This is a genomic window from Streptomyces sp. NPDC054783 (assembly GCF_053611725.1).
Genome location: NZ_JBSHAY010000023.1, coordinates 44707 through 59259, shown reverse-complemented (window position 1 = coordinate 59259; position 14553 = coordinate 44707). Strand labels below are relative to the sequence as shown.

At 71.0% G+C, this 14553-nt stretch carries 10 protein-coding genes and 2 pseudogenes; 8 read left to right on the top strand and 4 right to left on the bottom strand.

What is annotated here, in order from left to right:
* Positions 1-454: 454 nt before the first annotated feature.
* The 3 genes and pseudogenes from ACWGJ5_RS31915 to ACWGJ5_RS31905 all read left to right on the top strand — a co-directional run bounded on the left by ACWGJ5_RS31915 (position 455) and on the right by ACWGJ5_RS31905 (position 2964).
* Positions 455-1006, top strand: coding sequence for a hypothetical protein (locus ACWGJ5_RS31915; RefSeq protein WP_453313101.1), 552 nt, complete (start codon positions 455-457; stop codon positions 1004-1006).
* A 65-nt stretch (positions 1007-1071) separates the two neighbouring features.
* A pseudogene (locus tag ACWGJ5_RS31910) lies at positions 1072-2015 on the top strand (transposase).
* 379 nt (positions 2016-2394) lie between these two features.
* Positions 2395-2964 (top strand): carbonic anhydrase, encoded by a 570-nt coding sequence (locus ACWGJ5_RS31905; RefSeq protein ID WP_453313100.1) that lies wholly within the window; start codon positions 2395-2397, stop codon positions 2962-2964.
* Between the two features lie 761 nt (positions 2965-3725).
* On the opposite strand, the gene ACWGJ5_RS31900 is transcribed toward ACWGJ5_RS31905, so the two are convergent.
* From ACWGJ5_RS31900 to ACWGJ5_RS31890, 3 genes are read right to left on the bottom strand one after another with little or no spacing between them, the layout of a single operon-like run.
* Positions 3726-5558, bottom strand: a complete 1833-nt coding sequence (locus ACWGJ5_RS31900) for a GMC family oxidoreductase N-terminal domain-containing protein (protein ID WP_453313099.1) — start codon at positions 5556-5558, stop codon at positions 3726-3728.
* Positions 5555-6997 (bottom strand): hypothetical protein, encoded by a 1443-nt coding sequence (locus tag ACWGJ5_RS31895; protein WP_453313098.1) that lies wholly within the window; start codon positions 6995-6997, stop codon positions 5555-5557. The genes ACWGJ5_RS31900 and ACWGJ5_RS31895 overlap by 4 nt, the downstream gene beginning before the upstream one ends.
* On the bottom strand, positions 6994-7713 hold the full coding sequence (locus ACWGJ5_RS31890) for a FadR/GntR family transcriptional regulator (RefSeq protein WP_453313097.1): 720 nt from the start codon (positions 7711-7713) through the stop codon (positions 6994-6996). Before ACWGJ5_RS31890 ends, ACWGJ5_RS31895 begins: the two co-directional genes overlap by 4 nt.
* 138 nt (positions 7714-7851) lie before the next feature.
* On the opposite strand from ACWGJ5_RS31890, the pseudogene ACWGJ5_RS31885 reads away from it, so the two are divergent.
* From ACWGJ5_RS31885 to ACWGJ5_RS31875, 3 genes and pseudogenes are all read left to right on the top strand, one after another.
* Positions 7852-8145 (top strand): annotated as a pseudogene (locus ACWGJ5_RS31885) (GNAT family N-acetyltransferase); the annotation flags it as partial.
* 52 nt (positions 8146-8197) lie between these two features.
* Positions 8198-8365 carry a hypothetical protein gene (locus ACWGJ5_RS31880; protein ID WP_453313096.1) on the top strand — a complete coding sequence of 56 codons (168 nt, stop codon included), beginning with the start codon at positions 8198-8200 and terminating at the stop codon, positions 8363-8365.
* 696 nt (positions 8366-9061) lie between these two features.
* Positions 9062-9394 carry a helix-turn-helix domain-containing protein gene (locus tag ACWGJ5_RS31875; protein ID WP_453313095.1) on the top strand — a complete coding sequence of 111 codons (333 nt, stop codon included), beginning with the start codon at positions 9062-9064 and terminating at the stop codon, positions 9392-9394.
* 45 nt (positions 9395-9439) lie between these two features.
* Here the strand turns inward: ACWGJ5_RS31875 and ACWGJ5_RS31870 are convergent, their stop codons facing one another.
* On the bottom strand, positions 9440-10177 hold the full coding sequence (locus ACWGJ5_RS31870) for a hypothetical protein (RefSeq protein WP_453313094.1): 738 nt from the start codon (positions 10175-10177) through the stop codon (positions 9440-9442).
* A 1049-nt stretch (positions 10178-11226) separates the two neighbouring features.
* On the opposite strand from ACWGJ5_RS31870, the gene ACWGJ5_RS31865 reads away from it, so the two are divergent.
* Positions 11227-12303 (top strand): hypothetical protein, encoded by a 1077-nt coding sequence (locus tag ACWGJ5_RS31865; protein ID WP_453313093.1) that lies wholly within the window; start codon positions 11227-11229, stop codon positions 12301-12303.
* A 102-nt stretch (positions 12304-12405) separates the two neighbouring features.
* Positions 12406-14223 carry an Ig-like domain-containing protein gene (locus ACWGJ5_RS31860; RefSeq protein ID WP_453313092.1) on the top strand — a complete coding sequence of 606 codons (1818 nt, stop codon included), beginning with the start codon at positions 12406-12408 and terminating at the stop codon, positions 14221-14223.
* The last annotated feature ends 330 nt before the right edge of the window (positions 14224-14553 follow it).

Genomic DNA, 14553 nt, shown 5'->3' with positions numbered 1-14553 from the left:
TCCACCAGCAGGCGCTCTCTGCCCCCGTCTCGGTGCGCGCGGCACATTGCCGTGGGCCCAGGCCCCGTTCAACACCTCGGTCGGCACAGATGACGCGCCTGTCTCTTCCGGCGTGGACGACCTGCGCAGGCTCTTGGAAACGTGGACGAAGAAGTCCGTACCTCGGGCAGCCCCGCGCTCGAGAGTGCCGGGGCGGGCAAGGCCAGGCAGTCTCCTCCCGGCCGGTACGCCCCCGCTTTCGAGGCCGCACTGGCCACCACCGCGGCCAACGCCGTCATCGACACCCGCCACCAGCACACCTCCTGCACCAGCACCGACCATCTCCCGCCAATCCAAGGGTGCGGCCCATCGTGTCCCCGAAGCAGACGGGTGCCGTCGGCGGTGGTGCCGGGCGCAGCGTGAGGGCGAACGGGACGGAAAATATGATCCTCAGTCTGGCCGCTGAGGAGGTCGTGTGGCATTTCAGGAACATGTGCAACGGATCGCAGGCGAGGTCGTCGGAGAGTTCCCGGCGCACAGTGGGATCTACGCGGTGACGTTCCGCGTCGACAGCGTCGATCAGGATCCGCGGTTTCCGTACGTGGCCATCGGCTACACGACCGAGGCCGACGCCGCGGCGTCGGCGGACAAGGCGTCGGACGCCTGGGAGGCGCGCTGGAGCTACGCATTCTTCCCGGAGACGGGGCTGGAGGGGGTGAGGAACGTCGGGCGTGATCCGGACGGTGCGCACTCGCACCGGCAGGAGGCGGTGTCTCGGGGGCTCTGGTACGAGGACGACGATGAGCCGGGCGATCGCCACGAGCAGCTGGTCGAGTGGTTCTACAGGGTGTGCGTCGCAGCCGCTCAGCACCTCCACGCCAGCGGCAGGATCGTGGAGGTACTCGGCCGGCAGGTACCGGTGATTCTGTACGACATGTTCGACCCGGACGCGATGTTTCGGCTGACCTCTGATGCCAATCCGCCGGAGATGGTCGCCGAGTTCATGGCCGAGGACCCGGGTGACTGACTTCAGCTCGTGAATCTTCGCGAAGTCCCTGATGGGCGTGGATGGGTGGCTGTATCCCGTGGTGTGTGAGGTATGCGGATGGGTGCGGCCTGACCCCTGCGGGGCGTCGGCGCCGGGAGACGGTACGGATACAGGCGGCTGAGCTGTTCGAGCAGAAGGTCGAGCCGCCGGAGGTGGCACGGCGGCTACGGGTGAGCCTGAAGTCGGCCTACCCGTGGCACCAGTTGTGGCGGGACGGCGGTACACAGGCTCTGGCCTCGCGTGGCCCGAGCGGGTCGCGGTACCGTCTGTCCCCACGCTGCCTGGAGAAACTGGCCGCGTATCTCGAGCAGGGTCCGGCCGCGCACGGCTGGGTGGAGGACCAGGTGTGGACGGCCGCGGTGGCCACGCTGATCGGCAGGAAGTTCCACGTCTCCAACGGCGTCTCGGGGGCCACGAGGCTGATGCACCGGCTGGGCTTCAGCCCGCAGATCCCCGCGCGGCGAGTGGCCGAACGCGACGAGGGGGCCGTAGCTGCGTGGAAGGAGGCGAACTGGGCGGAGCCAAAAGAGCCCGGGCGGCCTGCGGAGGCTACATCTGCTTCGAGGACGAGGCGGGCTTCCCCCGGCGGCCGCTCAAAGGACGCACCTGGGGCCGGCGCGGCCGCACCCCGGTCGTGACCGTCAGCGGGCGACGCTCGGGACGGCTGTCGGTGGCCGGACTGATCGCGATGATCGTGCTGGTGTGGGACCGGCTCAACACGCATGTCTCCCACGCCATACGTGAGTTGATCGCCGAACGTGAATGGCTGGCGGTGTTCCTGCTGCCCGCCTACTCACCCGACCTCAATCCCGTCGAGGGCGTGTGGATACACGTCAAACGCAGCCTGGCCAGGCTCGCCGTCGTCGCCCTCGACCGCCTGGAAACGCTCGTCCGCAACCGCCTCAACCGCCTCCAGTACCGGCCCGACACCCTCGACGGCTTCATGGCATGCACCGGCCTGACCCTCGACAATCCAGCGTCACCTTGATGAGCCGAAGTCAGAAACGAACAGCAGCCGGCCGTGGCACTGCGGCCGGGCGGGGCGAGGTCTCGACTCAGACGCTCACTCTGCCGCGTGAGCCGCTCTGTGGGCCGTCTGTAGCAATGTAACCCGCGCATGCTGGCGCCTTCGGCCGGGTCGCCCACACGTCGCGGAACAATTGCCCTGGTCAGGAGACAGGGACGCACCTGAGCGGCATCGAGGGGAACGAACGATGGACAGAGCAGGACGTCTGGGGCGCAGGGCGCTGCTTGCCTGCGGCACCCTGGCTCTCGCGGGGTGCTCATCGTTGAGGGCCGCTCCGGCGGCGCTCAGCGCTTCACCGACAACGCGGCCGACCACACCAGCCGCGGCATTCGCGAGACTGATGGAAGGCAACGAACGCTGGGTGAGCGGGACTCTTCAACACCCCGACCGGGATCCGAACCGGCGTCAGTTCGTGGCCCAGGAGCAGGAGCCTTTCGGGGCGATCCTCTCGTGCATCGACTCCCGAGTGCCGCCTGAACTCCTCTTCGATACCGGGCTCGGAGATCTTTACGTCATGCGGACGGGCGGGGAGGCGGTCGGCCCGGTGGTCACTGGTTCTGTCGAGTACGGGCCCATGACCAGTGGCACTCCGCTCGTCGTGGTCCTTGGACATCAGCGCTGCGGCGCCGTCAAGGCGGCATACGAGTCCCATCGTTACGGCAAACCGCTGCCCGGCAACCTGCAGGCGATCGCCAAGGCTCTTCAGCCGGCATACAAACTGGCAGTGAAGGAAGGCGGCGCCGACCCGGTCGAGACCATGGCCCGTGCCCAGGTCAAGTTGACCGCCACCGATCTGCGCTCCAACCAGGATCTCGCCCCACTGGTGGGAAAGGGCACCCTTGCCGTGGTGGGCGCCTACTACTCGCTCGACACCGGCAAGGTCGAAGTCCTGACAGGCGCTCCTTCCTGAACCGGTCGTACCCGCCGGATTCATCCCTGTCCCGGCCCACTGGGCGCGGTCGGTGACCTCGCAGATCGCCATGGTCGAGTGCGGGCTCGGCGTCACCGTCGTACCCGCCGCGACGTCCGCGTCACGCCTCGCCGTCCGCATCCTCACAGCCATCGATCGGCACGGTCGCCGCACGGCTGACTCCGGTTGATCTCGTGCCGATCGATGGCTGGCAGGCCGGCGAACAGACGCAGCTCCTTGACGTGAACCAGCGGCTTCAGCTGCCGGCGTCCTGTCAGAGGCGGGCAAGGAAAGCGTAGAGGCGGGCCGCTGGTTCAGGCATCTCGCCCGGACAACGGCCCGCGGCCCAGGGCCGGGGATCCCCCTCGTAGCCGCGGCCGCCCGCAACAGACAGATCTACGCCCTGGACGCGCAAGGCCGTCACCCCGGAGGCCCAGGCGCGCCCGCCAGGCGCGCTCGCCGCCCCTCCCCCGCAGAACCAGCTCACCCCGGCCCTGCGGCTCGGTCCGGCCCTCAGCATCAACGGCCGGGCCCGCCGAGCGGACGCCCTCGCCAAAGCGGAACACGCCGACGAACTGTGCCGCAGCGTGTCCGGGGAGCAGCGCCGCCCGGCGACCGGCGCCGTGGAACTGGCCGGGGGCCGCCGCGGCCATGGCCTCCGCGTACGGGCTGATGGCGTGCCGCTCACAGCGGCACGGGGCCGACGGCCGTCTCACCGTTCCTCGCGGAAGACGACGTGCTCCCCGGCCGGCTGGTCGTACTCATGAACCGAGATACGCCTCCGCGATCGCCAGGGCAGCGGCCATGATGCTCAGCTGCGGATTCACCTGCGGGCAGCTCGGGAGCACCGAGCCATCCGTGATCAGTACACCGTGTACGCCGCGGAGCCGGCCCAGCGGGTCGGCGGGAAAGCGCTGCGCGCTGCCGCCGGCGGCGACCGTGCCGGTGGGATGGTAGGCGGACAGATGGAGCTGCCGCGCGCGTGTGCCCGCGAGGACGGCGTCCAGTTCCGCGAGGTTGCGGACGCGAGGAGCGGCGGGGATGCCCGTGAGTACTTCCTCGGCACCCGCGGCGAACAGCAGCTCGCCCATGACGCCGACTGCCCGCAGCAGGCGGCCGGCGTCGCGGCGGTCCAGGTCGTAGCGGATCAGCGTCCGGTCACGGCCGAGGACACGGCCGGAGGGGCGGTCGGCGATCATTGCGCCGAGGGTGGCGAGCCGGTCGGCGCCCTCCAGTTCGCGGCGCAGCTCATTGCCCAGTCCGGGGAGGACGAAGGAGCCCATGCCGGGCGGGGTGGCGGTGGCCTCGATGAGGATGCCCGCGTCGTGGTGCTCCTCCACGCCGACGCTCTGCAGCACACCCTCCCAGGCGGTTACCGGTTCGGCGAAGCGTCCGGCGACGCTCGTGGCAGGGTGGACGCTGAGGTTGTGCCCGAGGCGGGGATGCCGGCCGAGGCCGGAGCGGCGCAGCAGCGGCGGGGACTGCAGCGCACCCGCCGCGACGACGACCAGGGGCGCGAGGATTTCGAGCCCGCTGTCGTCCCGGTGGACGCGCACCCCGGCCACGCGCGGACCTCCGGGCCGGTCCGCGTCGACGAGGATGCGCTCCACCCGTGCGCCGGTGACGATGCGGGTCCCGGCGGCGCAGGCGTCGGGCAGCACGGAGAGCTGGACGCTCTGTTTGGCGCCGGTGGGGCAGCCCACCACGCACTGGCAGGAGCCTTGGCAGCCGGGTGCGTTGCGGCGCAGGGGCGTGGCCTGCCAGCCGAGCTGACGGGCGCCGGCGAGCGCGATGCGGCCGTTGTTCCCGAGGACGTCGAGGGGTTGGGTGGCCACCCGCAGGGTGCGTTCGGCCTCGTCCAGGTGGCGGTCGAAGCCGTCGGCGAGCGTGAAACCCCACTTCTGGCCCCAGCCGGCGAGGACGTGTCCCGGAGTGCGGTAGCAGGTACCGGAGTTGACGACCGTGGTGCCACCGACGGCACGGCCCACCGGCAGCAGCAACGGGGGGTTGCCGACCGCGACGGTCGCCCCGCCGTCCCGGTACAGCTCGGTGAACCGGTCAAGGGGCGTGCGCCGGCCGAAGGAGGCGGTGGAGTGGTGTTCTCCCTCTTCGAGGACGACGACGTCGAGTCCGGCCCGGGCCAGGGTCCGCGCGGCCATCGCCCCGCCGGCGCCCGAGCCGATGACCACGGCGTCGGCGGTGGAGCGAGCGGGCCAGGCGGACGCGGGTGTCAGGTCCAGCGGCGGGTCCTGGCGTGTGAGGCCGAGTGGTGCGGGACCGTGCTGCAGCATCCGCTCCGTTCCGGCCGCCAGGAGGACGGGCGCCTTGAGCACGTCCAGCAGCGGGAGGAGGGCGGGATGCGCGGCGAGTGCGTCCAGTACGGACTCCCGCTCGGGCGTGGTCAGGGCGCCGAGGGTGCGTCCGGTACGCGCCACTGCATAGGCGTCGATCCCGCGCGCGGCTGTCCGTAGTCCGGCCCGGGCGGCAAGCGGCATGGTGGTGAGGACCGTCTGCAGTCGGGCGGGGACGCGCCGGGGCCAGTCGGCGGTGCCGTCGTCGGCGATGAGGGCGGAGACGAGGCCGGCGAGACTCATCGGGTGCCGACCTCCGCGTGGGCCGTGCCGTCGAGCATCCACTCGGCCTCGGTGCGCCAGCCGCCGAACCACCACCGCTCCAGCAGGACGCGGGCGTCGGCGCGTTCGCTGTTGCGGCAGGTAGCGTGCCGGCCGTCGGGGTCGGTGTAGTCCAGGGCGAGCGTGCGGTCCGCCGGCTGGGTGACCTCGACCCGTATTCGGCGCAGGCCGCTGCGTCCGGTGACCGTCCACGTGGGCAGTGCGATGTCGGCGCGGAAACGCCCTGCTCCGGCCCAGCCGACGGCCGTCCGCTCGGGGCGGCGGGGCCAGCTGCGGCCGTCCCGGCGCAGCCGGAGGAAGACCAGGGGTGGAAGTCTGCGCAGGCCCGGGCGCATCGACACGGCCGCGACGATTTCCAGGACGTCTCCGCCGCCGAGGTCGGCGTGCAGCCAGGCCCAGCGGCGGGCGTTGCCGTGGCCGTAGATCCGGGCCGACGCGCCCGGGGCTGCGGCGAGCGTCAGCGTCGTGCCGTCATGGGTGAAGGTGCCGTCGTAGGAGGCCCGCGCGGCGGGGAGCATCTGGGCGGCCGGCAGCAGGGGGCGGCGCCAGGACCAGCGGGGAAAGGTGAACAGCGGCTCGTCCGCGGGCCGTTCGACGAGGTCCCAGCGCAGGGCGCCGTCCTCGACCGACCCGGTCAGGCGTCCGGGCCGGACCGCGACCCCGTCGGCTTCGAAGCCGGACTGCTCGGGAGTCCAGGGGGAGGGGCCGAACCGGGCGTGTCGCACGGGTCCGTCCTTGGGGAACACCGCGGCCCAGCCGTGTGCGTGCGGCTCGGATCCGTCGGCCGGTGCGGTCAGCTCGTGGTGCAGCCACAGCCCGCTGCCGGTGTCCGGGTCGGTGACGGTGGTGTACCAGACCTCGGTACGGCCCGGCTCGCCGCGCCAGCGGGGTGCGAGGAACACGCCCGGTTCCTCCCGTCGAGGGAAGCGGAAACTGGCAAGGAAGGGGAGGAGTTGCGTACCGAGGGGGAAGCGCAGGGTGCCGGTGCCGATTCGCGCGCCGTCGTCGTAGAGGGTGTACGGCAGGACGGTCATCGAGGCGACGGGCCTGCGCGGGGTGACGGACTTCCAGCCGTCGAGGGTGAGCGGGCGGCCGTCGGCGGTGAAGGTGATGCGGTAACGGATACGGTGGCGCGCGAGCGGCGAGATCTCCAACTCCCCCTGGGCGTACGGGTCGTCGGCCCAGCCGGTGATGCGGATCCGGCCGGTGGCCCGGGCCGGGGTGGTACCGAGGGGCCGCAGGACGCGGTCCGCCGAGACGTTCAGATCGAGGCGGATCCGGCGGGTGCGGTCCTCGTCGTCGAGCGTCAGGGTGCCGAGCATCGTCTCGCTGAAGCGGGTGCCGCGAGCGGACGGGCCGTCGGCGCCCGTGGTTGTGTGTGCGGTCGTGTCCGCGCTCATGCGAGACCCTCCAGCATGATCCGCTCGGTCGTGGTCAGATACTGCTCGGCCGCCCGCCTGGCGCCGGCCTCGTCACCGGCCTCGACCGCGTCGACCACCGGCTCCAGGCGCCCGTGTGCCAGTTCGGGGTCCTCGAAGGGTCGCCTGAGCGCGGCGCGCACCGGCAGGTAGGCGTTGAAGAGGGTATTGGTCAGCAGGAGGTACACGCGGTTGCCGGTGGCGCGGGCCAGGGCCCGGTGGACCTCGATGTCCGCGAGCTGGACTGCATCGGAGTTCGCCGCCTCCCCCACAGCTGTCAGCAGCGTGCGCAGTTCGGCCCGCTGCCGGTCGGTCGCCCGGACCGCGGCGCGTTCGGCGATCAATGCTCCGATGTGACGGCGCACTTCGAAAACCTCGCCGATCCAGTCGGGGCTGTGCCGCACCAGCATGGGCAGCAAGTCGGCGCCGCCCAGGCGCAGATAGTCCCGCACGCGGGTGCCGACACCGTGCCGCGTCTCCAGCAGGCCGGCCTGCATCAGACGCCCGAACGCGTGCTTGAGGGTGGTGCGGGTGACGCCGTAGCCGTCGGCGAGCGTACGTTCCGGCGGCAGGTAACTTCCGGCCGGGTGGCGTCCGGTGAAGATGTCCTCACGCAGCCGGCTTTCCAGGACATCGACGATGGTTTCGCGGGGCAGTGCCTCCACGCCGTCCTCCCAGTGGTTCAGTGGATGAGCCACTCAACCAAGACATGCCTCTGGGGTCAATGGACATGACATGCCTTCGGCTCCTCAGGCTGATCCTTCTCGAGGTCCCTGATGGGCCCAGGCACTGTGGACACTGGCCCACCGAGCCGTCAGCGGATCGCGTAGCATGATCTGTGCGTCCGCCCGGCCGGCGAGGCCGACTTGGCGGTCCTCGTCCGCCTCCGCGACGACGCGGCACGCTGGATGCTGACGCGCGGAATCATCGGGCAGTGGCGGCATGGAGAGCTGGACGAGGACCACTTGCGCCGGGTCATGGTGCACGGCGAGGTTCGGCTCGCGGAGAGCTGCGGGCTCATCGCCGGCGCCTGGGAGCTTTGGTGGGAGGACGAGGCCGCCTGGGGTCCGCAGCCGCCCGTGGCCGGATCCGTGCACCGGCTCAGGGTGGACCGGGGCGTCGCTGCGCCCCTGGCCCCACTCGTGCCGGCGCTCGATGGCGGCCTCCGCCCACGACAGGGGGATGACGGATGGAGCCGGCCTTGAGGAGGCGATCGCCGCCGGTCGCCACGCGGAGGACCGGGCCGAGCAGCGCGCCAAGCAGTGGGGCCGGGACTTTGCCATGTACGCCAACCGGGTGCTGGGGGAGTTCCACGCCAGCGACGGAGACAGCGTTGTCTCCGGACTTTGATCACCGCAAGCTTGCTCCATCGGAGGTTGGTTGAGCGATACAGGTGCGGCGCTGCGCTGTCCACCCCTCAAGCCGAGGGGACCGGTTCCTGCCAGTCCGGATCATGCGCGCACGCGGGCCGGCCCGGCCGGTTTTCAATCTTGCCCAGGGTCTCCGCGGAAACCCCGCTGCGGCCGCCACCTCCGCCCCGCTGCAGCCGCCACCTCCGCCACGCTGCGGCTACCGAGCGCTCGACGTAGCAGCGCGCCGACCGCTCGCCGCGTGCCCGTTCCCACGATGGACCAGCGGTGGAGATCCCTGCGGATGCCGGCTACGAGAGCCTGGGCGCGCAGAGCGCTGGGTGGGTGGTGACACCACCGCGCCGTAGACGTGCTCGAGATACTCGCCGGCCAGGCTGCTCGATCCCGACGACGCCCCGTGTGCCCGTTGTCAGGCTCCGGCTGTGCCGGCCAAGGACCGAAAGCCCTGCCCACCCGCTGGCCTGGCAGCGGGCGCACGCCAGGAGGCAGCGACTGCGATCACCGACCCAAAAGAGTGACTTTACGCCAGTTTCACGATGGGCTACCGCAGGTCAGCGCTCTGGACGGGGAGCATCGGGCGTAGGTTCTTCACCAACCGGGTTTTTAGCCGAAACTAAAGGTGGCATGCTGATGGAGTGGCAACGAGCGTTGTCTCTCCATGAGTTGGGGGTGAATCATGGGCATTTTTGCCCGTGACGAAAGCCGGACGACGGCAGCGGCCTCCCGGATAGCACGGCAGGCGACGGCCTCTCTGGCCGGTCTGCTGGCAGGGCAGGGCAAGACCCGCTCCGATCTGGCCGCGGCCATGGGCGTCAGCCCGGGCCGCGTCAGCCAGATCATGTCCGGCGAGGCGAACCTGACAGTCCGCACCCTCGCCGCCGTAGCGGAGGCACTGGACGCCGACGTCCAGATCACATTCCGTCCCCGAGGACAGTCGACGGACGCCAAAACCCGCCGCAGCACGGACTCCTCACCCATCAGGAGCAGCGGGCTCCCCGCTCATCGCTGACCCGGAACCGGCACGTGTGCCCGCCAACGACCGACCCGCCTGCTTTCAGCGGGCAAGCCAGCGCTCGAACCAGCGACGCTGCGGCGGCAGAACGGGACTGTGGAACGCGTCGTCGGACATCGCCTTGGCACACAGGGTCCTCAGCTCTTCGTTCTCGCTGCGGCGGCCGTGAGCGTACGCGAAGCGCAGCAGGTGTCCGCATTGGGCGAGGGCGGTGCCGAACGCCTGGCGGCGGGCGATGAGTTCCTCATCGGTCGGTTCACGCCCAGCCTGGCGGCACGCCTCGTCGATGCTTGTCGCCATGTCCAGCGCCACGTCGATCGCCGTCTCCACCTCCGTGTAGATAGCGTTGATCATCTTGGTCTCGGCGGCGAGCGGATGCCGCTCCAGCAGGTACAGCTTGAGATCGTGGACGAACACCCTGAGCTGGGCAGACGTTTCAATACCGCCAAGAAAACGGTCCGCCCAGGTACAGGCGTCGAGGTGCACACGCTGCACCAGCCGCTCCCTGACCAGGGCGATGCCCAGGGTCATGAACTTGATGTACGGCTGCGCCGTCTCGTCCTGTCTCCGCCGGGGCAGCGCGGTCGCCCCCGTCGCGGCGCCCGCGATCACCGGGGGAATCGACGCCGCATGCGGCAGCAGCACCACCGCACCGGCCGCCACCGCACCCATCAGCGCCAGGACGAGCAGCATCAGAGAAGCCGACGCCCAGCTGCCCAGCAGCCGCCCCTTGCCGGAGAACTCACGCGCCAGCCCCACCCACGCGATGGCCGCACTCACAGCAGCAGGAAACGCGTAAACAGCCAGCCAGTTCTGGTGAAGCCAACTCATCGACGGCGCCCCCAAGACGTTCTACGAACAGGCCGGACCGCCTTCAACGTGCGGATTCCAGGAAGCCTCCCTCTCGGCACGTGTCACACCAGCACTCAGCCCCCTCGCCGCCCCACTTGTCCCCGAGTGCTGCCGCGAGTGGAATCGATAATGACAGCCAACGTGACACCAAACCGTCACTTTCAGCGACAACGGGCCAGCGTGTCCGACCCGTGCAGGAATCCGCTTGTCGCGTCAGTAGCTGTTGCCGCGGTGTACGCCACCGCACCCGGGCGGGCCGGACGTCGAGTCGGGCACGGGCCTGATCGACTCCCAGGCGGTCAATGCGGACGCCGTCGTCGGATCCGACGGACGCGGCTTCGACGGTGGCAAGCCGACCAACGGGCGCGGCACGTCGTGGTCGACACGCTCGGCCGACTGCTGGCGTTGACCGCCACGGCTGCGGACGTCGTCGACCGTCCCGCCGCGACGGCGTCACTGGTTGGCGTGAGCGACGCGCACCACCGGCATCCGGGCAGTCCCCATGCACGCCGAGTCTCGAATGGCAGTGCCGACTTGCCCCGTCGCGCTTGGGACGGCAAGAGGGCGAGCGTGCGAGTTCACGACGGAGTCCGCGGTGTTACCGGGCCCGGGGACAATCCACGCGGCATGGGGGCGCCGGACCGGGCGTTCTGGCAGCGGTGGCCGACCCCGTCGCAGCGGTGCAGGGCATGGACTCGCAGGTTCAAGGCCGAATGGCCATCGCTCGTAGCATCTGCCAGCCTCTTCTGTGTGATTCGCCTGTAGCTGCGGTTTCTGGCGGACTGTTACTGTCCGCGTCTGCGAGCCGCGTTGAGTGCCGGCTCGTACGGGTTCCGTCTCCCCCCGTCGAAGGCTCTCCAGCCGCCTTCGGACCCGTGGCGGCCGCTCCGCCCGAAGCGGTCGCTCCTTCTCCTGCACGGCATGTCTCCGCGCTGCCTCTCCCGTGCGCAGCGCTGCAAACAGAGAGGAAGAGTCCGATGAAGACCAAAGTCCTGCCGCGCCTGGTGGCCGGCAAGGCGCTGGTGATTGGCGCTCTGCTGGCACTGGCGGTGCCCGGGGTCGCGTACGCCAACACCGTGAGCGTGACCGTGAAGACCCCCGGCGCGACCGCCGGGCCCACCACCACCTTCTCTGAGATCTCGACCCACGCGGACTGCAGCAGCGGTCTCGTCTCCGGCGGCGGTCTCGAGCAGGCCATCGGCAGCGGTACGTCGTCCAACGGCAACCATGTGATGGGCACCGAGCCCAGCTCGGACGGCTCCACCGAGTACACCGGCACCACTGGTGTCGTCGGCACCGACAACACGCACTGGCTCGGCATCGGCGGCAGCGGAGGCGCGGTGAACAGTTCCTTCGCCACGACGCCGTACGCGGTGTGCTTCACCAGCAACCTGATCAACCACACCCAGATCGTCATGAACAAGGCCGCCGGGCCGACCGCCTCGGCGACACCGGTCGCAGTCACGGCCACCTGTCCGGCCAACACCGTGCTGCTCGGCGGCGGCGCCCGGACCACCCCGGCCAGCGTCGGCAGCCTCAAGCCGATCACGAGCTTCCCCACGTTCAACAACTCCGGGCACGACTACGGCCTGAAGGCCGCGGCCGACGGTGAGACCAATCCCGACTCCTGGACGGCGGTCGGCTGGAACGGCGGCGGGGGCGGCACCACGAACGAAACCTACGCGTACGCGGTCTGCAGCGGCAGCGGCATCAACGTCAGCGGCGTGACGGTGAAGGTCCACTACAGCGAGGTGACCACCTCCTCCTCGGCGGGCGCGAACACCGTCGTGACGGTCGGCTGCGGCGCCGACGGCGATCTGGTGAGCGGCGGCGCAGGCGCCAGCGGCGGCAATGTGACGACCACCGACTACACCGGCCCCGGCTCCGGCGGCGACCACCTCAACGGCAGCTTCCCCAGCGACTCCAGTGGCAACCCGGTCAGCGACGGCACCACCACCGCCTCGTACTGGTCCGCGGACGCCCACGCAGGCGGCGCCGGCTCCACCAACACCTACGCGGACGTCTGGGCGCTCTGCGCCAACGACGGCGTCTGACCGGCCGGTTGGCCCCGATCCGCAGGCAGGCCCTGCCCACCTGCGGACCACCCGTTCCCCACCCAGGCTGCCCACAGGGCCGGAGAAACAGTGTCAACATCCATGAGCGACAGCAGCCCGACCTCCCGTCGGACCATATTCAGATCGAAGATGATGTCGGTGGCCGGCACCAGCGGCCTCGTCGCCGCCGCGATCGTGCCCCTCACCGCGGCCGCCGGCGCGGCGAGCGCGACCGAGCCCTGCGGCACCGGCGGCGTCTTCACCACGGCTCCACAGCCCACGTGCACCTACAACTCCGTGGGCACGGACACCTTCACCGTCCCGGACGGCGTGAGCGCGGTCGACATCGAGCTGTACGGCGGCGAGGGCGGCAGCGCCGCCGGCTACATCGTCCCCCACCCGGTGATCCCCGGTGCGTCCGGCGGACTCGGCGGCGAGAGCCGCGCGACCCTGCCTGTGGCCCCCGGCCACACCCTCCAGCTCACCGTGGGCGCGGCCGGCGTCCCCGGCTCGTCCCGGCACGGTGAGTTCGCCCGGCCCGGCGGCACCGGCCACGGGACCGGCGGCGGTGGCGCGCACGGCGGCGGCGGCTCGGGCGGCGGCGGCTCGGACGTCCGGGTCGGCGCGTTCGGCGGCTCCGACCGCGTTTTGGTGGCCGGCGGCGGGGGTGGCGCCGGCAACGGCGGTCCCGAGCTGCAGGGCGGCGCCGGCGGCGGCCTGGCCGGCCAGGACGGCAGCCAGAGCAACGGCCCGCTGGGCTCGGGTCTCGCGGGCGGCGGCGGCAGCCAGACCGCGGCCGGTCACGGCAACCCCAACACCCTCAACGGGGGCCCCGGCACCCCGGGCATCGACCTCGACCCCGTAACCAGCAAGCCCAACCCCGGCAGCGGCGGAACCGGCGGCAACGGCGGTGCGGGCGGCCCCGGCGGCGGCGGTGGCGGTGGCGGCTGGCACGGCGGTGGCGGCGGCTCCGGCGGCGGCAACCCGGGCTACTTCCCGGGCGCGGGCGGTGGCGGCGGCAGCAGCTACGCGGATCCGTCGGCGATCAACGTCGCGCTCCTCCAGGGGGTCAACCACGGCAACGGCAAGGCTGTCATCACGTTCCAGTACGGGACTTCGGTCATGCTCGACGCGGACACCACCTCCCCGCTGTTCGGCCACGCCGTCGACGTCACCGCCACCGTGACCCCGGCCAACCTGGGCGCGGGCGCCCCGACGGGGTCGGTCACCTTCTCGGACGGGACGACCACGCTGGCGACCGTGCCGCTCAACGACGCCAAGGCCACATTCACCACCAGCAAGTTTCAGCCGGGTGACCACCCCATCACCGCCACCTACAGCGGCGACCCCACCTTCACGTCCGGCACCACGGCCGCACCCACCGACGTCACCGTGGGCTTCAGCCAGCCGTGCATCACGGACCACGCCGGACCGCTGACCGTGGCCGCCGACCAGTCGCTGTGCATCGCTCCCGGCGGTACACAGAACGGCCCGGTGCAGGTGCAGCCCGGCGGGGCGCTGGCAGTGGCGGGTGCGCAGATCAACGGCCCGTTGGCCTCAAACGGCGCCCTCGCCGTCACCATCTGCCACTCGACCCTCGACGCGCAGGTAACCCTCACGGACACCAGCGGGTTCGTGCTGCTGGGCGAGGATGGTGGGGGGATGGACTGCGCAGGCAACGCCTTCAAGGGCCCGCTGACCGTGGACGGCAATACCGGTGGCCTGGAGGTTTCGTCCAACACGATGTCGGCGCCCGTGAGAATCAACGACAACAGTGGCAGCGGCCTGCTGCCCGAGGACCTCGTCCCGGAGTTCGAGGGCAACCAGGTCGGGGCGCCCCTGCGCTGCGCGGGCAACTCACCCACCCTGCAGCAGTCGGACAACACCGTGAATGGGCCGCACATCGGTCAGTGCAAGTGACCTGAGCTGACGGGACCTGTCCGGCCGATCTAGCCGGGCAGGGCCCCGGCAGTGTCCTGGCGATCACGAGCGGAGCCGGATGACGAGCGCGCGGTGTGCAGCCCGGCGGTCAGCCTCGGCACGCGATTCCTGTCCATGACCGGCTCGAACCAGGTGCAGTCCGGTGGTGAAGCCGCCGCGCGAGCGGCCGAGCGCTTCACCTCCCGCACCTCCGCCGCCAGCCGGTCGACCCGTTCCGCCTGAATCCGAGGGGCTTTGACCGCCTGGCCGAAGCCCGTTTTGAGGACGGGCGTCGGGCGCCGTCGGGCGCCGCCGGCGTGGTGGTGCGCG